The sequence below is a fragment of the Pandoraea sp. genome (assembly GCF_041919235.1).
Lineage (GTDB): Bacteria > Pseudomonadota > Gammaproteobacteria > Burkholderiales > Burkholderiaceae > Pandoraea.
This window is the reverse complement of the sequence record NZ_JAYRUC010000011.1, coordinates 1-19,058: the sequence shown is the minus strand read 5'-3', so window position 1 is coordinate 19,058 and position 19,058 is coordinate 1. Positions and strand designations below refer to the sequence as shown.

Here is a 19,058-nt window from a genome sequence, read left to right as displayed (position 1 = left end):
CCCGTCGGGCGGCCCAGCGTGCGTGGCGTGCTTAGCCGATCTGCTCGACGGGCTGACCCGCGAGCAGAATCGAAGCATGCGACTGCTGCATACCCACGTCTTTCGTCCCATGCGTGAGGCTCGAGAGCATCACGTGGTCGTCGAATCGAAATCGGCACAGAAGCTGGTTCGACCCCGCGAACTTGACGAGTTGAGCCAGTGTGAGTCTGCCGAGCACGTCGGCAAGTTGGTCGCTGATCCCCAAGCGGAACATGGCGGCGGCACGATCCTCACGAATGAGGCGTTGCGCCAGGACGAGGTAGGAGAGATTCAATTCACGAATCTCGTTCAGTGTTTCGCTGTTTCGCATGCGGCCCCCCGGCGCAATGGATGAATCTGGCGGTACTACGGCTTATGCCCTCGCATTGTGGGCAAGGGCGAAAGATAAAGAAATCGGATAAAAACTACGAGGGATGGCGAGAAAAGCGGAAGTTTTTTGTAGGAAGTTTTCCTACACGAGGAGTGCGAGCGCTCCCTTCGATGCGCCCGGAAGAACGATCGGTGACGAAGCGACGGCAACTTCATGAAAGTGTCACGAAGCTGCGCTCTACTAGTTGACTGTATTTCGGCGGCGGGCCGCCGAACTTTAGTCTTCCTTGCAAAAAATTGGGAGGCTTTGCAAGGTGTCGCTGGATCGTACTTTGCCCATCGCACGGGGCAGGGAATAGTTCAATTACAAACTGTTACAGATGTAGAGTCGCGCGCCAAATCTCTGGTTTGGAATGACAACTCTCGTATCGGTTCCCGAAAAATGCTCGGCGACGGCGATGCATTGCCCGCAGCCACTGTCTTTATGTGGCAAATTTCCGACACTCCGACGGCACCGGGTGCTCGGGTGCTCGGGTGCTCGGGTGCTCGCTTGCGCGAGTGCGCGCAGGCTCGCGTCTCGACGGGACGTCGAACCCGTCAGGCTGCCCCGGCGGCAGGAGGTGACGCCCGGCCCGGGCGTCGAATCAGCATCGTGTGGAAGCACCACGAGAGCACACCGCACACGGCCATGACGGCGGCCATCGGCACGGCCGAGCGCGCATGCATCAGACCGACGGCAGCGCCGGCGCTCGCGGCGGCAAGGAATTGCAGCGCACCGAGCAGCGCCGATGCGGCGCCCGCGCGTTGGTGCTGCCGGTTCAGCGCCTCGGCCACGGCGTTCGGCTGCGAAAAGCCCAAGCTGGTGACATAGGCGAAAAGTGGCACCATCAATCCGATCAGTCCGCCGAGCCGAAACGCCGCCACTGCCAGCATCAACAGTCCCAGCACGGCGACCAGATTGTTGGTGCGGCGCAGCACATCGGCCGGACGGCGTTTGCGCAACAGGTGTGCGTTGACCTGCGAGCCGGCGATGATCCCGCAGGCGTTCAGCCCGAAAAGCCAGCCGTAGTGCGCCGGGTCGACACCGTACAGATTGATGAACACGAAGGGCGAGCCGGTGATGTAGGCAAACATTCCGGCCTGCGAGACGCCGCCCGCGAGCGCGTTCCCCATGAACTCGCGGTCGCGAACCAGCGCGCCGTAGTTGTGCCACGCCGTCGCGAGCCAGTGGCGCGCCTGTTTTGCGGCCTCGCGCGTCTCCGGCAGCCAATACACCGACATCGCAAAACAGATCGCGCCAAACGTCGTCAGGCCCCAGAAGATCCAGCGCCAACCGACAAACAGGAGTACCTGCCCGCCGATGAGCGGCGCGAGGATCGGGGCCGCCCCCATGATGAGGGTCATGCGCGACAAAACGCGCGCGACGGTGCTTGTGTCGAACAAGTCGCGCGCCATCGCACGGGCGATGACGAAGCATGCGCATCCGCCGACCGCCTGAACGAAGCGGCAGACGATCAGCGTCTCGATGTTGCTCGCCAGTGCGCAGCCCGCCGATGCGAGCGTGTACAGCGCCAGACCGGCATACAGCGGACGCTTGCGGCCGTATCGATCGGCAAGCGGTCCGTGCAACAACTGCCCCAGTCCGAGCCCGATGAAGAACGACGCGAGTGAGAATTGCGCGGCCGCATCCGTCGTATTGAGTTCCCGTGCGATGCTCGGCAGCGCGGGCAGATACATGTCGATCGACAGCGAGCCGATGGCCGACAGAATGCCGAGGACGACGACGGTGCGAAATGTGTGGGGGGGCATGGCGCGTAACCTACGGGTAACCCCGAATGATACGGCATTGTCCCCTGGCGCGCTCAAAAAGTAAGCAGTCGAGCGCCGCGCACGCGCACGCTCTCACGCCGCTCTCACGCCGCTCTCACGCCACTCTCACGCCGCCCTCACGCCGCTCTCACGCCGTTGTCACGCCGTCTTCGCTTCCGAGAGTCCCAGCGACTCGACCATCTGCTCGCGCATGACAAACTTCTGGACCTTGCCGGTGATGGTCATCGGCATCTCATCCACGAAACGGATGTAGCGCGGAATCTTGTAGTGCGCGATCTGATCCTTGCAGAATGCGCGAATGTCGTCTTCCGTCGCGCTCTGACCCGGCTTGAGAATGACCCAGGCGCAGACTTCCTCGCCGTACTTCGCATCCGGCACGCCGAACACCTGCACTGCCTGGATCTTCGGGTGACGGAACAGGAACTCCTCGATCTCGCGCGGGTAGATGTTCTCGCCGCCGCGAATGAGCATGTCCTTCACCCGGCCGACGATATTGCAGTAACCCTCCTCGTCCAGCGTGGCGAGGTCGCCCGTGTGCATCCACCCGTCGCGAATCGCTTCGCGGGTGCGAGGCTCGTCGTCCCAATAGCCCTGCATCACCGAGTAGCCCTTCGTGCAAAGCTCGCCCTTTTCGCCGACGGGTACGATCTCGCCGGCAGCATCGACGAGTTTCACTTCGAGGTGCGGCTGCACGCGCCCCACCGTCGTCACGCGCTTTTCCAGCGGATCGGTCGTCGTCGTCTGGAACGACACCGGGCTCGTCTCCGTCATGCCGTAGGCGATCGTCACTTCGCTCATATGCATTTCGTTGATGACGCGCTTCATCGTCTCGATGGGACACGGCGAGCCCGCCATGATGCCGGTACGCAGCGAGTCGAACTGGTAGTTGCCAAAGTCCGGATGATCGAGCTGCGCGATGAACATGGTCGGCACACCGTGCAACGCGGTGCATCGCTCTTCCGAAACGGCAGCCATGGTCGCCTTCGGGTCGAAGGCCTCCCCCGGGAACACCATCTTCGCGCCGGTCGACACGCAGGCGAGAACCGCCAGCACCATTCCGAAACAATGGTAGAACGGCACGGGAATACACAGGCTGTCGCGCTCTGAGAAGCGCATCGCCATGGCGATGTAGCGCCCGTTGTTGACGATGTTGTGATGGGTGAGCGTGGCGCCCTTCGGGTTGCCCGTCGTGCCGCTCGTGAACTGGATATTGATGGGGTCGAAGCAATCGAGTCCATCGGAGATGCTGTGCAGCGTGTCGAGATCCGCGTCCGCACCGAGCGTGACCACGTCGCTGTAGTTCATCATGCCGGGCGTGATGCCCTCGCCCATGCGAATGACCGTACGCAGCGACGGCAATTTCGCCGACGTCAGTTGCCCCGGTGCGCACTGCGCCAGCTCGGGCGCGAGCACGTTGAGCATGTCGAGGTAGCGCGACGTCTTGAACGACTCCGCCGCGACAAGCGCCTTGCACCCGACCTTGTTGATCGCGTATTCGAGTTCGGCCAGCCGGTACGCCGGATTGATGTTCACAAGAATCAGGCCGGCCCGCGCCGTGGCGAACTGCGTCACCAGCCATTCGACACGGTTCGGCGACCAGATGCCCACGCGGTCTCCCTTCTGCAATCCCAACGACATCAGTCCGGCGGCAAAGGTATCCACGTGCGCGACGAATTCGCGCCAGGTCCAATCCACACCCTGCTCGCGAAACACAACGGCCTGCCGCTCCGGATACTTGGCCGCCGTCTCGGCCAGCAGACCGAACACGGTCAACGTCGACAGCGGTATGGTGGTTTCCCCCTTCACATACGACAGTCCATTACGAGGTACAACGCCCGCACCTTCCCGGCTTTCCATGCGCTTGTCTCCTGAAGCAATGCTGAAGTGGCGAAATGCTGTCGCGCATCGCGCGTGTCAGTGATCGGCCCGCCTGTCGTTTCGTCGAACGATCGGGGCTTGCCTGCATAACAATAGCGCGTCACGCATCGTTGACGTTTACGTTAACGTAATTCGAGTGACAGAACGAGTGGGGAAGGCCCTGAGTCGAGGGGGTAGGCGTGCGTGTCGAGCGTGCCTGGTGTCGACATCAGCCAACAAAACAAAAGCCCCATGCATGCTCATGCACGGGGCTTCCTGCCATTGCGCGACGATGTGCGTCGCGATGACGTCCACCTTTGCGCTACGGCGCGCATGGCGTGCTGCGTCGACCGCGAAGTCGGCGCAACCGCGATGCAGATTTACTTCACCTTGCGGAACTTCTGAATCGCAGCGAGTTGCGCGATGGCTTCGGCCAGCTCGGCCTGGGCGGTCGCGTACTCGATGTTCGAATCCTTGTTCGACAGTGCTTCTTCCGCACGGCGCTTGGCTTCGGCAGCCTTCGCCTCGTCCAGATCCTTGCCGCGAATTGCGGTGTCGGCGAGCACGGTGACCGTGCCCGGTTGCACTTCGAGAATGCCGCCGGCCACGAAGACGAAGTCTTCGTTGCCTGCTTCGTCCTCGATACGCACCGCGCCCGGCTTGATGCGCGTGATCAGCGGCGTGTGACCGGGCAGAATGCCCAGTTCGCCGGCTTCACCCGGCAGCGCCACAAAGCGCGCCCGACCGGAGAAAATCTGCTCTTCCGCGCTGACGACGTCTACGTGAATGGTTGCCATAATCGCTCCCGTTGAGTGTGATGAAGCGGCAGGCGCGCCAGTTCGGACGTTGCCGACCTCGCTTCGCTACCCCGCCCCGCAACAGTCACCTGCCGAGGAGCGGTGGCGTCTCTTGCGAGACACCGCCGTCACCCGGCACTCAACCGTTTACTGCATCTTCTTGGCTTTTTCGAACGCTTCGTCGATCGTGCCAACCATGTAGAACGCCTGCTCCGGCAGGTGGTCGCACTCACCGTCGACGATCATCTTGAAGCCGCGGATCGTTTCCTTGAGCGGAACGTACTTGCCCGGCGAACCCGTGAACACTTCGGCCACGTGGAACGGCTGCGACAGGAAACGCTGGATCTTACGCGCGCGGGCCACGGCGAGCTTGTCGTCCGGCGACAGTTCGTCCATACCCAGAATCGCGATGATGTCGCGCAGTTCCTTGTAACGCTGCAGCGTCGATTGCACGCGACGGGTCACCGAGTAGTGCTCTTCGCCAATCACGTTCGGGTCAATCTGACGCGAGGTCGAGTCGAGCGGATCGACGGCCGGGTAGATACCCAGCGAGGCGATGTCACGCGACAGAACGACGGTGGCGTCCAAGTGACCGAAGGTGGTAGCCGGCGACGGGTCGGTCAAGTCATCGGCAGGCACGTACACGGCTTGCACCGACGTGATCGAGCCGGTCTTGGTCGACGTAATACGCTCTTGCAGCTTACCCATTTCTTCAGCCAACGTCGGCTGATAGCCCACGGCCGACGGCATACGGCCGAGCAGTGCCGACACTTCGGTACCGGCCAGCGTGAAACGGTAGATGTTGTCCACGAAGAACAGCACATCGCGACCTTCGTCACGGAAGTGCTCGGCCATCGTCAGACCGGTCAGCGCCACGCGCAGACGGTTGCCCGGCGGCTCGTTCATCTGGCCGTACACCAGCGCGACCTTGTCCAGAACGTTCGAGTCCTTCATTTCGTGGTAGAAGTCGTTCCCTTCACGGGTACGCTCGCCCACGCCGGCAAACACCGAATAACCGCCGTGTTCCTTGGCGATGTTATTGATGAGTTCCATCATGTTCACGGTCTTGCCCACACCGGCGCCACCGAACAGACCCACCTTGCCGCCCTTGGCGAACGGGCAGATCAGATCGATCACCTTGATGCCGGTTTCGAGCAGTTCCGTCGACGGCGACAGTTCGTCGAATGCCGGCGCCTTCTGGTGGATCGAACGGGTGTGATCCTGTGCGATCGGACCGGCTTCGTCGATCGGACGGCCCAGCACGTCCATGATGCGACCCAGGGTCGGCTTGCCGACCGGCACCGTGATCGGCAGGCCGGTGTTCTTCACCGTCATGCCGCGGCGCAGGCCTTCGGAGGAACCCAGACAGATGGTACGAACCACGCCGTCGCCCAGCTGCTGCTGGACTTCGAGCGTCAGTTCCGACCCTTCCATGGTGAGCGCGTCGTAGATCTTCGGCATGCTCTCGCGCGGGAATTCCACGTCGATCACGGCGCCGATGCACTGTACGATTTTGCCTTCAATCAAAGCAGTACTCATCGCTTTTCCTTTAGATACTCAATTCATTTCGCCTTGCGGCGCATCGGCCCGTGCCACCGCTTACACTGCGGCAGCGCCACCCACGATTTCGGACAGTTCCTTGGTGATCGCTGCTTGACGGCCCTTGTTGTAGACCATCTGCAATTCACCGATCACGGTCTTCGCGTTGTCCGATGCGGCCTTCATGGCCACCATACGGGCGGACTGTTCCGACGCCATGTTCTCTGCGACTGCCTGATACACGACCGCTTCGACGTAACGCACCAGCAGAGCATCGACGACCGTCTTCGCATCCGGCTCGTAGATGTAGTCCCACGAATGCGATGCGGGCACTGCGCTCGCGTCTTCCGACTCGCCCTCGAGCTTCTCGGGCAGCGGCAGCAACTGTTCGACCACCGCTTCCTGCTTCATCGTGTTGACGAAACGGTTGTACGCGAGGTACACGGCGTCGAGCTTGCCTTCGGCGTACGCGTCGAGCTGCAGCTTTACGGCGCCGATCAGCTTGTCCAGATGCGGGGTGTCGCCGAGTTGCACGACATGCGAAACCACCTTCGCGCCGATACGGTTCAGGAAGCCGAAGCCCTTGCCGCCGATGGCGGTGGCCTCGATCTTCAGGCCCTGCGCTTCGATGGCCTTCATCTTGGTCACCACGGCACGCAGCACGTTGGTGTTCAAGCCACCGCACAGGCCCTTGTCGGTCGTCACCACGATGAAGCCGGCGGCTTTCGCGTCGGCATGCTTCACCATGAACGGGTGGTGGTATTCCGGATTCGCCTGGCCCATATGCGCGGCGATCTGGCGCACCTTGTCGGCGTACGGCCGGGCATGACGCATGCGTTCCTGCGCGCGGCGCATCTTCGACGCAGCCACCATTTCCATGGCCTTGGTGATCTTTCGCGTGTTTTGCACGCTCTTGATCTTGCCGCGAATTTCCTTCATTCCAGCCATTGCTTACTCCTTGTCTCGGCGCGACATCCGCTCTTGCCTGAACATCGCGCCTTCTCGGGTCCGTTGAATAGTTACCGATTCAACCGGATTAGTAAGCGCCGGTCTTCTTGAAGTCCTTGATCGCAGCGTGCAGGGCGGCTTCGTCGTCCTTCGAGAGATCTTTGGTCTCTTCGATACGGCCGATGAGCGCACCGTGGCTGGTCTTCAGAACTTCGCGCAGACCCTTTTCGAACGGCAGCACCTGAGCGATTTCGAGGTCGTCCAGATAGCCGTTGTTGGCGGCGAACAGCGATACGGCCAGCTCCCAGACTTGCAGCGGCTGATATTGCGGCTGCTTGAGCAATTCGGTCACGCGGCGGCCGCGCTCGAGTTGCTTGCGGGTGGCTTCGTCCAGGTCCGACGCGAACTGCGCGAACGCAGCCAGCTCACGATACTGTGCGAGGTCGGTACGAATACCGCCCGACAGCTTCTTGATGACCTTGGTCTGCGCTGCACCGCCCACGCGCGACACCGAGATACCGGCGTTGATTGCCGGACGGATGCCTGCGTTGAACAGATCGGTTTCCAGGAAGATCTGGCCGTCGGTAATCGAGATCACGTTCGTCGGAACGAACGCGGTCACGTCGCCCGCTTGCGTTTCAATGATCGGCAACGCCGTCAACGAACCGCTCTGACCCTTGACTGCGCCCTGCGTGAACTTCTCGACGTACTCTTCCGAGACGCGAGCCGCACGCTCGAGCAGACGCGAGTGGAGATAGAACACGTCGCCCGGGTAGGCTTCACGGCCCGGCGGGCGGCGCAGCAGCAGCGAGATCTGGCGATAGGCCCAGGCTTGCTTGGTCAAATCGTCATAAATGATCAGCGCGTCTTCGCCGCGATCGCGGAAGTACTCGCCCATCGTGCAACCGGCGTACGGTGCGATGAACTGCATGGCTGCCGAGTCCGACGCCGTCGCCGCCACCACGATCGTGTATTCCATCGCGCCGTGCTCTTCGAGCTTGCGCACCACGTTCATGATCGACGAGGCCTTCTGACCGATCGCGACATACACGCAGGTCATGCCCTTGCCCTTCTGCGAGATGATCGCATCGATGGCCACAGCGGTCTTACCCGTCTGACGGTCACCAATGATCAGCTCACGCTGGCCGCGGCCGATCGGCACCATGGCGTCGATTGCCTTGATACCGGTCTGCACCGGTTGCGACACCGACTTACGCCAGATCACGCCCGGGGCGATCTTTTCGATTGCGTCGGTCAGCTTGGCGTTGATCGGACCCTTGCCGTCGATCGGCACGCCCAGCGCGTCGACGACGCGGCCCTTCAGTTCCGGGCCGACCGGCACTTCCAGAATGCGGCCCGTGCACTTGACGGTGTCGCCTTCCGAGATGTGCTCGTATTCACCCAGAATCACGGCGCCGACGGAGTCGCGCTCCAGGTTCAGTGCCAGACCGAACGTGTTGCCCGGGAATTCCAGCATTTCGCCCTGCATCACGTCCGACAGACCGTGGATGCGGCAGATACCGTCAGTCACCGAGATCACGGTGCCTTCGTTACGGACTTCGGCGCCGCTCTCGAGACCTTGAATCCGGCTCTTGATCAGTTCGCTGATTTCAGAGGGATTGAGTTGCATATGTGCTCCTGATATTCAATTCTTGCCGTGGCAGTCGTATCGCGCCGGCCTCAGGCCGTCAGCGACGTCCGCATAGCCGCCAGGCGGGCGCGCACCGAAGTGTCCAGCACCTCGTCGCCAACCACCACACGCACGCCACCGATAAGCGACGGGTCTACCGTCACGCTCGGGTTGAGCTTGCAGCCGAACTTGTGCTCGAGGCCCTTGACCAGCGAGGTCAGTTGCTCGCCTTCGAGCGGGAAGGCGCTTTCGATCGTGGCATCCGCCGAACCGGCGGCAGCGTTCTTCAACGCTTCGAACTGTTCGGCGATTTCCGGCATGGCGGCCAGACGGCCGTTCTCGACCACAGCGGCGACGAAGTTGCGCACTTCGGCGTCGGTCGATTTCACGGCCGCGGTCAGCACGTCGACGACTTGCGCCGGCGTGACTTTCGGATCGTCGGCCAGGTTGGCCACTTCGGGCAGCGCTGCGACTTGCGCCAGTTCGCGCACCAACACCGACCAGCGATTCAGGTCGCCGGTCTTGGCCACGCGGAACAACGCCTCGGCGTACGGACGAGCGATGGTTGCGAGTTCGGCCATGATCAGAGCTCTGCCTTGAGTTGGTTCAGCAGGTCGGCGTGGGCCTTGGCGTCAACTTCACGCTTCAGGATTTGCTCGGCGCCCTTGACGGCCAGACCGGCAACTTCCTCGCGCAGCGATTCACGGACCTTGACGGCCTGATTCTCGGCTTCGGCTTTGGCGTTGGCGATGATGCGGGTGGCTTCGGCTTGCGCTTGAGCCTTGATCTCGTCGGCCACGGCCATGGCACGCTTCTCGGCGTCCGCAATACGCTTCGCGCCTTCGTCGCGAGCTTCCGCGAGGGCTTGCGTGGAGCGCTTGTTGGCGGCGTCGAGTTCAGCCTTGCCCTTATCGGCAGCAGCCAGACCGTCAGCGATTTTCTTCGCGCGTTCGTCGATAGCCTTGATCAGCGGCGGCCACACGAACTTCATCGTGAACCATGCCAGGATCAGAAACACGACGGTTTGCGCGAACAGAGTTGCGTTTATGTTCACGGTGTTTCCTTTCGGTGATGCGAGTCGATTGGCAAAACAGCGCGCCCCATTGTGCCAGCTGGCTTGGGCGCGCCGTTCATGTCCAGTTGGCCGCGCGGATCATTGCGCGGCCGGCCGAAAGAAACTTAAGCGAGCTTCGACAGCAGCGGGTTCGCGAAAGCGAACAGCATGGCAACACCCACGCCGATCAGGAATGCAGCGTCGATCAGGCCGGCCAGCAGGAACATCTTGGTTTGCAGCGGGTTCATCAGCTCGGGCTGACGGGCGCACGCTTCGATGTACTTACCGCCCATCAGCGCGATACCCAGGCAGGCGCCGATAGCACCCAGACCGATGATGATGCCGATAGCGATGGCGGTCAGACCCTGGATGTTGGCGATGAAAGCTTGCATGATTACTCCTTTTGGTTAGAGACTTGAAACTTTAAATATGAAAAACTGAAAAACCGGAAACCCTTGACTACCGCAACGACCGATCAGTGATGGTCGTGCGCCTGGCCGATATACACCAGCGTGAGCATCATCATGATGAACGCCTGGAGCAACACGATCAGGATGTGGAAAATCGCCCATGCGGTGCCGGCAATGATGTGACCGACGAAACCCAGCACCGACGCATCTGCACCAAAGCTCCAGAGTCCGCCCAGCAGAGCGATCAGCAGGAACAACAGTTCGCCGGCGTACATATTGCCGAACAGTCGCATACCGAGCGACACGGTCTTGGCGCAGAATTCGATGAGGTTGAGCAACAGGTTCGGGATCCACAGCAGGAAGTGGTTACCGAACGGTGCGGTGAACAGCTCGTGCATGAAGCCGCCTGCGCCCTTGATCTTGAAGCTGTAATACAGCATCAGAATGAGCACGCCGACGGAAATACCGAGCGTGCCGTTCAGATCGGCCGTCGGCACAATGCGGTGATGGGTAATGACAGAGCTCAGGCCCGCCCACTCGATGATCTTCGACGGCAGATCGACAGGCAGCAGGTCCAGCGAGTTCATGAGCGCGACCCAGACGAACACGGTCAGCGCGAGCGGCGCGATGAAGGCACGATTGCCGTGCACGATGCTCTTCGACTGGTCTTCCACCATCTCGACGAGCATTTCAACCGCAGCCTGGAAACGGCCAGGCACGCCCGAGGTTGCTTTACGGGCAGCCAACCAAAGCAGGAAGCAGCCCAGAACGCCCATCGCGATCGACCAGAACATGGTGTCCCAGTTGATGATCGTGAAGTCGACGATCTTGGTCTGCGTCGAACTCGCGAGGTTTTGCAGGTGGTGCGAAATGTACTCCGACGGGTTCGGAGCGTGGCCGACTTCTTCTGACATAGCGATCAAACACCCAATTATGAAAATCCGCACACGGTGCGTGACGACGCGCGAGCGGACTCTCTCCGCTACTTCAGCGCCAGCGCAAGCCAATAGACCTTGAGCGTCAGCACGAAGGTGACCAGCAACGCTATCCAGTGAACCCCCGGATAGCCGTACGCTACGGCCACCAACAACGCAATCGTCGTTGCTACCTTGACCGCCTCTCCCATCATCAGCGAACCGACGGAGAGGCGATCACCTGACATCCTTAGCCGCAGCGCAAACAATGCGCCCGGCAACCATCCGATCATTCCACCCAGCCATGCGGACATCGCCGCGTCTCGTGGCGATGCCGAGAGTGACCACCAGGCCAATGCCGCAACCAGCGACAGAAGTACCTGGGCTCCCACCACCCTGAATGGAGTCACACGGGATGCGCGCCCCACATCGGGACCGAACAGACGCTCGGCCTGCGCACGCGTGAGCGGAACGATAGTTTCCTGCTCCTGCTCTTCGTCCCAGAACTCTGGTGTTGCACGTGCCGGCGCTTGCGGTTTCGGTTCCAAAATCGACCGTTTTTCGTCGGTCATCTCGTAGCCTCCCCGCCCGACTCGTGCAAAACGAATGGGCTCTTCAAGCAGATAAACCCGCGAGATTTTACGGGAGATTACGAACCCCAGTCAATCGAAACGCACAACAAATTCGCCGAAATTGTGCAGTGCATGCCTCGATTTGGCGCCAACTCTCAGGGCGTGTGATTTTTATCATGGTGCAGCGCGGCATTCCCGATAAACGCTGCGCAATCTCTGCACCTTGGCCGCATTCGATGCGTAATCACATCCATTTCAGGGCGATAAACCCCAGGCATAGCGCGATTCCGTAGAACGGGATCGAGACCCAGTGAAAGTGCCACCAGATCTTGCTGGATTTCGCCATGCGCAATGCAATCAGGTTCGCCAACGAACCGACGGCGAGGCCAAAGCCTCCGACCGCCACGCCATGCGCGAGCGCTGGCCAGTTGTGGCTGTACTCCGCGAGCAGAATCGCAGCGGGAACGTTACTGATGAATTGTGACAATACCGCGGCCCCCACGTAGGCCACGCCTGCGCCGGAGAAGTCGACCTGTCCGAGCGTTGCACGCACTTGGGGCATTTCGGCCACCCCGCGCAGCACCACGAACATCAGCACGAAGATGGCGAGCAGCAGCCAGTCGATGCCGAGCACCGCGTTGCGACGCGCGACCAGCAGCACCGCTGCCACGCCCGCACAGGCCCAACCGGCGTACCCATGGTCCGCCATCATCACGAACGCCACGAACAGCGCCAGCGCGGTCCACAGCAACGCCCAGCGCACGCTGTGCGTTGGACCGCGCCGCGCAAAATGCAGAGCCCGCGAATCGAACGCGATCGCGCACATCACGAGCAACACGGCCATGAGCGCAAGCGTGAGCGGCGTCATCATGACGACATAGGCACCGAAGCCCATGCCGCTGTGTTGCCAGAGGAAGAGGTTTTGCGGATTTCCCAGCGGAGTGAGGCTCGAGCCGGCATTCACCGCGAGCGCGAGGAAGATGATCAGCCGCTCGATCCTCACGGGCGCGATCCGTGCGAGCGATTGCGCAAGCGGTACCACGGCAAACAGGGCGACGTCGTTGGTGAGCAGCGTCGAGAGTGCGGCGGCGAACGCCACCATCAGAAGCGCAAGCCGCCGCTCCGTGCGAAACGCGCGCAACAGCCGCTGGGCGAGCCAGTCGAGAAAACGGCTCTGATCGATGGCGCGCGTGAGCATCAACAGCCCCGCGAGCGTGAGGATCGTGTGTTGATCGATCCGCGCGAACAGCTCGCCAACGCGTGCAGGCCGCGCGATCTGCAGGGCAACGAACCCAACGATCAAAATGAGCAGCACACGATCGTCACGCACACGTTCATACGTGGCACGCAAAGCGCGCAGTACACGCGTCGCGACCGCTTCGCGCGACGGAGGCGACGGAGGCGACGGAGGCGACGGCGCGACCGGTTTTCCCGAAGAATCGTTCACGACTGAATACTCAGGAAACCGAAATTACTCGGCACGAATACGTCCAAGAATACCGTCAAGCGCGTCGAGACTGCCGAATTCGATGGTGAGTTGTCCGGCGCCTTTGCGGCCGACCTTGATCTTCACGTTCGACGCGAGCAGATCCGACAACTCTTCTTCGAGACGCGTCACATCGCGCCCGCCCTCTTGCGCCGAGCGGCGACGGATACCGTCGCCTTGCGGCTTGAGCGAGGCGTTGACGATGCGCTCCGTATCGCGCACCGACAAGCGCTTGTTCACGACCTGATTGGCCAGTGTGATCTGCGTGGCGGCGTCGACGGAGAGCAGCGCCCGCGCGTGTCCCATGTCGAGATCGCCCGCAAGCAGCATCGTCTGCACCGGCTGCGCGAGATTGAGCAGCCGCAACAGGTTCGACACCGCACTGCGCGAGCGGCCGAGCGACTCGGCCGCCTGTTCGTGCGTGTAATTGAATTCGCCGAGCAAGCGCTGAATGCCCTGCGCTTCTTCGAGCGGATTCAGATCTTCGCGCTGAATGTTCTCGATGAGCGCCATCGCGGCGGCGGCTTCGTCGGGCACGTCACGCACGAGCACCGGCACTTCGGCCAGTCCGGCGATGCGTGCGGCACGAAAGCGTCGCTCGCCCGCAATAATTTCGTACTTCTCATCATCGACACGACGCACCAGAATCGGCTGCATCAGTCCCTGTGCGCGAATGCTCGACGCGAGCTCCTGCAATGCCCCCTCGTCCATGCGCGTACGCGGTTGATATTTGCCGGCCTGCAAGCGATCGAGCGCCAGCACCGACGGGGCGCCGTCTGCGCCCGCCTCGGCTGCGCCGTTGTGATTATCGGCGTGTGCGCCGAGCAGCGCTTCGAGGCCGCGGCCCAGGCCCTTCTTTTTCAATGCGTTGGTCTTGGTCGCCATGACAATGCGTTCCTGCGCGAATGCGCCTTACATGGTTTGAATACGCGCGATCATCTCGGCACCGAATTGCAGATACGCCTTCGCGCCGCGCGATGCCGGATCGAACACGACGCCCGGCATGCCGTAGCTCGGCGCCTCGGCGAGTCGCACATTACGCGGGATGATCGCGTTGAATACCTTGTCGCCGAAGTGCTCCTTGAGCTGCTCCGAGACTTGTTGCTGAAGCGTGATGCGCGGATCGAACATCACGCGCAGCAGGCCGATCACCTTCAGGTCGCGGTTCAGATTCGCGTGCACCTGCTTGATCGTATTGACGAGATCCGACAGCCCTTCGAGGGCGAAATATTCGCACTGCATCGGAATGATGACGCCGTGGGCCGCACACAGTCCGTTGAGCGTGAGCAGCGAGAGCGTCGGCGGGCAGTCGATGAGGACAAAATCGTAAGCGTCGTCGACTTTGGCGAGCGCCTGCTTCAGACGCGTATCGCGATTCTCGAGCGAGACGAGTTCCACGTCCGCACCGGCCAGTTCGCGGTTGGCGGGCAACACATCGTAACTTCCGGACTCCGAGCGCTGGCTGCTCGTGGCTACATCGACGCCGTCGACCAGCACTTCGTACACACTCGTCTCGAGCGCGGCCTTGTCGATGCCGCTGCCCATCGTCGCATTGCCCTGCGGATCGAGGTCCACCAACAAGACACGCTGCCCGTGCGACGCCAATCCGGCAGCGAGGTTCACCGTGGTGGTCGTCTTGCCGACGCCCCCCTTCTGATTGGCCACGCAGAAAATTTTCGCCATGCCGATGTAGTCCTCCGAATGCTGCCGTGTTGATGCGAGTTATGACGATGATTGCGAGGTGAATCCGGTCTTAGCCGCGCGGTACCGTCAGCGACGGACGATTTGCCCGGGTTGCACGGCGTGCGCTGACCGATATCGCTCGATAATTCGATAACCTGAGCAATGCTCGGTTATTGTCTCCGCTGGCCATTGCGAGGCCTGCCAGCACACCCGATTCAGGGCGCGCTGGCCTTTTGGGGCGTCAACACCAGTTTGTCGGTGTCGTAGCCTTGCTTGCGCAACTGGGCACGCATTTGATTCAGTGAGTTTTCATCGAGCGACGGCGTGCGCGAGAGGATCCAGAGATACTCACGACCCGGCTCTCCGACGGCGGCGAACTGATAGTCGTCGTCGAGCACGATAACCCAGTAGTTCGCCCAAAGCCAGGGAATCCATTGCAGCCATTCAGGCGCGAACGTCACCTTGAAGCGTGCGGTCCCCGTACCCTGCCCATCCGTGCGCGCCAGACCGGTGTCGCTGACCCAGGTGCCGTCTTCCTTGCGGCACTTGTTCGTGACGTCGATTCTGCCGTCCGGGCGCGCCACATACGTTGCGGTCACGTCCGAGACACATTTTCTCTCGAAGAAATTCGGGTAGCGTGCTATTTCGTACCAGGTGCCGACATAACGCGCCTTGTCGATCTTCTGCACCGGGCGCACGCGCGTTGTCAGCGATTCCTGGCCGGATTGCGCCCACGCAACAGCCGCAACCACCGAAAATCCGACCATGACAGCGCCCGCCCAACGGGTCATCTTGTTCATGCAATCACCTTCACGCGGAGCAAATGACGCTCGGCGTCAAGAAACGGTACGTTCAGCGACAGACGCTCGACCAATTCGAAGTCTGCCGGAAGCGACAACTCATGCTCGGCTGCCACGCCCTTCATGGCCCAGAAACTGCCATTGGGGGCGAGCAATTTGTGCGCGAGCGTGACGAAGTCGGTCAATTCGGCGAAGGCGCGCGAGACGATGGCGTCGAACGGCGCGGGCACATCCTTGCCAACGACGAGCGACTCGACCCGGCCCGTCACGACCGTCAGATTCGTCAATTTGAATGTCGCACGGGCTTGCGTGAGGAACGCGGTCTTCTTTTGAACGATGTCGTTCACCGTCACCTGCCAGTCGGGGCGAACCATCGCGAGCACCACGCCGGGCAAGCCGCCGCCTGAGCCTACGTCAAGCACACGTGAAATCGGCTCACGATCGAGACGCGGCAGAATCGAGAGCGAATCGAGCAGATGTTTGACGACCATCTGTCTTGGGTCTCGAATCGACGTCATCTGCAACGAGGCATTCCATTTCGCCAGCAACGCCTGGTAATCGAGCAGGCGCCGCTGATGTTCTTCGGGGATCGATAGACCGAGTCGCTGAATACCGTCAGCCAATAGCCCACTCAGGTCGTTACCGCCGTTCGCGACGGCGTGTTGCGGAGCAGTCATGAGGTCTCCGCGTCAGGCAGCGTGCTGGTCGCCGCTATCGGCGGTGGCAGCGTCGGCAGTCGTTTCCTCCGACGCGCGACGACGTCCGAGTCCCTTCTTGAGGTGGATCATCAGTAACGAGATCGCGGCGGGTGTCACACCAGAGATGCGAGACGCTTGCCCCAGCGTTTCGGGCCGCTGTGCGCTCAGCTTCTGACGGACTTCGATCGACAGCCCCCGCACATCGTTGTAGTCGATGGTGGCGGGTAGCACGGTATTCTCGTTGGCTTCCTTGCGCACGATTTCGTCGGCCTGGCGATCGATATAGCCCTGATATTTGACGGCGATCTCGATCTGCTCGCGTATTTGACTGGCCTGGAGCGGATCGTCCGAAAGCACCCCCTCGGCGGCAAGACGACCGCCCTGCGCAGCCATTAAGGCGTCGTAACCGACTTCCGGGCGACGCAGCAGATCGGCCAATGAATACTCGTGATCGATGACCTTGCCGAGCAGCGGTACGGAATCGTCGGCGGGGAAGGTTTTGGGGTTCACCCACGTCGATTTGAGACGCTCTGTTTCACGTGAAACAGCGTCGCGCTTGCGACAGAACACTTCCCAACGAACATCGTCGACAACACCGAGTTCGCGGCCGATTTCCGTCAAACGCATATCGGCGTTGTCCTCGCGAAGCGACAGGCGGTACTCTGCGCGACTCGTGAACATGCGATATGGCTCGGACACGCCGCGCGTGATCAGGTCGTCGACCAACACGCCGAGGTAGGCCTGGTCGCGACGAGGGCACCAGGCGTCGCGCCCTTGTACTTGCAGTGCGGCGTTGATGCCGGCGAGCAGCCCTTGGGCGGCGGCTTCTTCGTAGCCGGTCGTCCCATTGATCTGGCCAGCGAAGAAGAGTCCGGAGATGACACGCGTTTCGAGCGAGCTGCGCAGCCCGCGAGGATCGAAGTAGTCGTACTCGATGGCGTAGCCTGGCCGGAGGATATACGCATTCTCCATGCCCTTCATCGAGCGCACGAGTTCGAGCTGAACGTCGAAAGGCAAGCTGGTAGAGATGCCGTTCGGGTAGAACTCGTTTGTCGTGAGGCCTTCCGGTTCAAGGTAGATCTGATGCGATGTCTTGTCGGCAAAGCGATGAATCTTGTCCTCGATGGACGGGCAATAGCGCGGACCGACGCCTTCGATAACGCCCGTGTACATCGGTGAACGGTCGAGCCCGGCGCGAATGATATCGTGCGTACGCTCGTTGGTATGTGTGACCCAGCATGGGACTTGGCGCGGATGCTGCTCCGGGCGACCGAGGAATGAGAAAACGGGCACCGGATCGAGATCGCCGGGCTGTTCTTCGAGAACCGAGAAATCGATCGAGCGACCGTCGATACGAGGTGGCGTCCCCGTCTTCAACCGGCCTTGCGGCAGCTTCAACTCTTTGAGGCGTGACGACAGGGTGACCGCCGCCGGGTCTCCGGCGCGACCACCCACGTAGTTGTTCAGCCCAACGTGGATCTTGCCGTCGAGGAAGGTCCCGGCCGTCAGCACCACGGCACGGGCGCGAAAGCGCAGCCCGACTTGCGTGACGGCGCCAACGACACGCTCCCCTTCGACGATAAGGTCTTCAACGGCTTGCTGGAAGAGCCAGAGATTCGGTTGATTCTCCAGCCGATGACGAATGGCCTGCTTGTAGAGGACGCGGTCAGCTTGCGCGCGGGTGGCCCGCACGGCAGGTCCTTTGGACGAATTCAGAATGCGAAACTGAATGCCCCCCTCGTCGGTGGCGGCAGCCATGGCCCCGCCCAGAGCATCGACCTCTTTCACCAAATGGCCCTTGCCAATCCCACCGATGGAGGGATTACAGCTCATCTGACCGAGCGTCTCGATATTGTGGGTGAGCAGAAGCGTCTTACAGCCCATGCGGGCCGAGGCGAGCGCAGCCTCTGTGCCGGCATGGCCGCCACCTACCACGATCACGTCGAACTCGGTCGGATAAAGCATCGCAATTTTGCCGGACTCGGCAAACTCTCTGGATTCGGTAATTGCGGAATTATAGCGGTATTGCGATGCATCATTTGTAACCGACCCCAGGTTTCACGTGAAACCGGGGGAAATGATGATTTTGGAGACGGTTTCACGTGAAACATTGACGGTCTCTTGACGATCTCAATAGGCCGCCGTGGCGAGGAGCGCGCCACGGACGCGCGCTTCACCTTCCGCCCCCCCGCCGTCTGCTCCTGCTCCTGCTCCTGCTCCTGCTCCTGCTCCTGCTCCTGCTCCTGCTCCTGCTCCTGCTCCTGCTCCTGCTCCTGCTCCTGCTCCTGCTCCTGCTCCTGCTCCTGCCTCTCTGCCCCGCCTGTGCCTGTGCCTGTGCCTGTGCCTGTGCCTGTGCCTGTGCCTCTGCCTCTGCCTCTGCCTCTGCCTCTGCCTCTGCCTCTGCCTCTGCCTCTGCCTCTGCCTCTGCCTCTGCCTCTGCCTCTGCCTCTGCCTCTGCCTCTGCCTCTGCCTCTGCCTCTGCCTCTGCCTCT

19 protein-coding genes are annotated in these 19,058 nt (G+C 61.5%); all 19 read right to left on the bottom strand.

Annotated features, from left to right (window positions below):
• Positions 1-31: 31 nt before the first annotated feature.
• Positions 32-349 carry a flagellar transcriptional regulator FlhD gene (gene flhD, locus ACE3UG_RS10630; RefSeq protein ID WP_374623344.1) on the bottom strand — a complete coding sequence of 106 codons (318 nt, stop codon included), beginning with the start codon at positions 347-349 and terminating at the stop codon, positions 32-34.
• 596 nt (positions 350-945) lie between these two features.
• Positions 946-2,157 (bottom strand): Bcr/CflA family multidrug efflux MFS transporter, encoded by a 1,212-nt coding sequence (locus ACE3UG_RS10625; protein ID WP_374623341.1) that lies wholly within the window; start codon positions 2,155-2,157, stop codon positions 946-948.
• Between the two features lie 159 nt (positions 2,158-2,316).
• On the bottom strand, positions 2,317-4,035 hold the full coding sequence (locus ACE3UG_RS10620; protein ID WP_374623339.1) for an AMP-binding protein: 1,719 nt from the start codon (positions 4,033-4,035) through the stop codon (positions 2,317-2,319).
• 380 nt (positions 4,036-4,415) lie between these two features.
• Positions 4,416-4,832, bottom strand: a complete 417-nt coding sequence (locus ACE3UG_RS10615; RefSeq protein ID WP_374623336.1) for a F0F1 ATP synthase subunit epsilon — start codon at positions 4,830-4,832, stop codon at positions 4,416-4,418.
• A 147-nt stretch (positions 4,833-4,979) separates the two neighbouring features.
• The gene (gene atpD / locus ACE3UG_RS10610; protein ID WP_374623333.1) at positions 4,980-6,371 is read right to left on the bottom strand and encodes a F0F1 ATP synthase subunit beta; all 1,392 of its coding nucleotides are present in this window, start codon (positions 6,369-6,371) and stop codon (positions 4,980-4,982) included.
• A gap of 60 nt (positions 6,372-6,431) precedes the next feature.
• Positions 6,432-7,319, bottom strand: coding sequence for a F0F1 ATP synthase subunit gamma (gene atpG / locus ACE3UG_RS10605; RefSeq protein WP_374623331.1), 888 nt, complete (start codon positions 7,317-7,319; stop codon positions 6,432-6,434).
• Between the two features lie 88 nt (positions 7,320-7,407).
• Entirely contained in the window at positions 7,408-8,949 is a 1,542-nt protein-coding gene (atpA, locus tag ACE3UG_RS10600) for a F0F1 ATP synthase subunit alpha (RefSeq protein ID WP_374623328.1), read from the bottom strand.
• Between the two features lie 50 nt (positions 8,950-8,999).
• Positions 9,000-9,530, bottom strand: coding sequence for a F0F1 ATP synthase subunit delta (locus ACE3UG_RS10595; protein ID WP_374623326.1), 531 nt, complete (start codon positions 9,528-9,530; stop codon positions 9,000-9,002).
• Positions 9,531-9,532: 2 nt separating this feature from the next.
• Positions 9,533-10,003 (bottom strand): F0F1 ATP synthase subunit B, encoded by a 471-nt coding sequence (locus tag ACE3UG_RS10590; protein WP_374623323.1) that lies wholly within the window; start codon positions 10,001-10,003, stop codon positions 9,533-9,535.
• Positions 10,004-10,128: 125 nt separating this feature from the next.
• Complete coding sequence (gene atpE, locus ACE3UG_RS10585) at positions 10,129-10,395, bottom strand: F0F1 ATP synthase subunit C (protein ID WP_017233820.1); 267 nt, start codon at positions 10,393-10,395, stop codon at positions 10,129-10,131.
• 83 nt (positions 10,396-10,478) lie between these two features.
• The gene (atpB, locus tag ACE3UG_RS10580; RefSeq protein WP_374623319.1) at positions 10,479-11,327 is read right to left on the bottom strand and encodes a F0F1 ATP synthase subunit A; all 849 of its coding nucleotides are present in this window, start codon (positions 11,325-11,327) and stop codon (positions 10,479-10,481) included.
• Positions 11,328-11,395: 68 nt separating this feature from the next.
• Positions 11,396-11,899 carry an ATP synthase subunit I gene (locus ACE3UG_RS10575; protein WP_374623316.1) on the bottom strand — a complete coding sequence of 168 codons (504 nt, stop codon included), beginning with the start codon at positions 11,897-11,899 and terminating at the stop codon, positions 11,396-11,398.
• Positions 11,900-12,143: 244 nt separating this feature from the next.
• On the bottom strand, positions 12,144-13,229 hold the full coding sequence (locus tag ACE3UG_RS10570) for an SLC13 family permease (RefSeq protein WP_374623313.1): 1,086 nt from the start codon (positions 13,227-13,229) through the stop codon (positions 12,144-12,146).
• A gap of 141 nt (positions 13,230-13,370) precedes the next feature.
• On the bottom strand, positions 13,371-14,270 hold the full coding sequence (locus ACE3UG_RS10565; RefSeq protein ID WP_374623311.1) for a ParB/RepB/Spo0J family partition protein: 900 nt from the start codon (positions 14,268-14,270) through the stop codon (positions 13,371-13,373).
• A 27-nt stretch (positions 14,271-14,297) separates the two neighbouring features.
• The gene (locus tag ACE3UG_RS10560; protein WP_374623308.1) at positions 14,298-15,068 is read right to left on the bottom strand and encodes a ParA family protein; all 771 of its coding nucleotides are present in this window, start codon (positions 15,066-15,068) and stop codon (positions 14,298-14,300) included.
• A gap of 215 nt (positions 15,069-15,283) precedes the next feature.
• Positions 15,284-15,868 carry a lipocalin family protein gene (locus ACE3UG_RS10555; protein WP_374623305.1) on the bottom strand — a complete coding sequence of 195 codons (585 nt, stop codon included), beginning with the start codon at positions 15,866-15,868 and terminating at the stop codon, positions 15,284-15,286.
• Positions 15,865-16,545: a 16S rRNA (guanine(527)-N(7))-methyltransferase RsmG gene (rsmG, locus tag ACE3UG_RS10550; RefSeq protein ID WP_374623302.1), complete on the bottom strand. Its 681-nt coding sequence runs from the start codon at positions 16,543-16,545 to the stop codon at positions 15,865-15,867. The genes ACE3UG_RS10555 and rsmG overlap by 4 nt, the downstream gene beginning before the upstream one ends.
• A 12-nt stretch (positions 16,546-16,557) precedes the next feature.
• Complete coding sequence (gene mnmG / locus ACE3UG_RS10545) at positions 16,558-18,531, bottom strand: tRNA uridine-5-carboxymethylaminomethyl(34) synthesis enzyme MnmG (RefSeq protein WP_374623300.1); 1,974 nt, start codon at positions 18,529-18,531, stop codon at positions 16,558-16,560.
• Between the two features lie 208 nt (positions 18,532-18,739).
• Positions 18,740-19,058: hypothetical protein (locus ACE3UG_RS10540; protein ID WP_374623297.1), on the bottom strand; the 319-nt coding region annotated here is incomplete at its 5' end.

Bases quoted from the DNA above. Each gene is read 5' to 3' on its own strand.
- flhD (WP_374623344.1), bottom strand. From the start codon at position 349: ATGCGAAACAGCGAAACACTGAACGAGATTCGTGAATTGAATCTCTCC.
- atpD (WP_374623333.1), bottom strand. From the start codon at position 6,371: ATGAGTACTGCTTTGATTGAAGGCAAAATCGTACAGTGCATCGGCGCC.
- rsmG (WP_374623302.1), bottom strand. From the start codon at position 16,545: ATGACTGCTCCGCAACACGCCGTCGCGAACGGCGGTAACGACCTGAGT.
- atpG (WP_374623331.1), bottom strand. From the start codon at position 7,319: ATGGCTGGAATGAAGGAAATTCGCGGCAAGATCAAGAGCGTGCAAAAC.
- ACE3UG_RS10575 (WP_374623316.1), bottom strand. From the start codon at position 11,899: ATGACCGACGAAAAACGGTCGATTTTGGAACCGAAACCGCAAGCGCCG.
- ACE3UG_RS10615 (WP_374623336.1), bottom strand. From the start codon at position 4,832: ATGGCAACCATTCACGTAGACGTCGTCAGCGCGGAAGAGCAGATTTTC.
- ACE3UG_RS10620 (WP_374623339.1), bottom strand. From the start codon at position 4,035: ATGGAAAGCCGGGAAGGTGCGGGCGTTGTACCTCGTAATGGACTGTCG.
- ACE3UG_RS10625 (WP_374623341.1), bottom strand. From the start codon at position 2,157: ATGCCCCCCCACACATTTCGCACCGTCGTCGTCCTCGGCATTCTGTCG.
- ACE3UG_RS10555 (WP_374623305.1), bottom strand. From the start codon at position 15,868: ATGAACAAGATGACCCGTTGGGCGGGCGCTGTCATGGTCGGATTTTCG.
- atpE (WP_017233820.1), bottom strand. From the start codon at position 10,395: ATGCAAGCTTTCATCGCCAACATCCAGGGTCTGACCGCCATCGCTATC.
- atpB (WP_374623319.1), bottom strand. From the start codon at position 11,327: ATGTCAGAAGAAGTCGGCCACGCTCCGAACCCGTCGGAGTACATTTCG.
- atpA (WP_374623328.1), bottom strand. From the start codon at position 8,949: ATGCAACTCAATCCCTCTGAAATCAGCGAACTGATCAAGAGCCGGATT.
- ACE3UG_RS10595 (WP_374623326.1), bottom strand. From the start codon at position 9,530: ATGGCCGAACTCGCAACCATCGCTCGTCCGTACGCCGAGGCGTTGTTC.
- ACE3UG_RS10560 (WP_374623308.1), bottom strand. From the start codon at position 15,068: ATGGCGAAAATTTTCTGCGTGGCCAATCAGAAGGGGGGCGTCGGCAAG.
- ACE3UG_RS10565 (WP_374623311.1), bottom strand. From the start codon at position 14,270: ATGGCGACCAAGACCAACGCATTGAAAAAGAAGGGCCTGGGCCGCGGC.
- mnmG (WP_374623300.1), bottom strand. From the start codon at position 18,531: ATGCTTTATCCGACCGAGTTCGACGTGATCGTGGTAGGTGGCGGCCAT.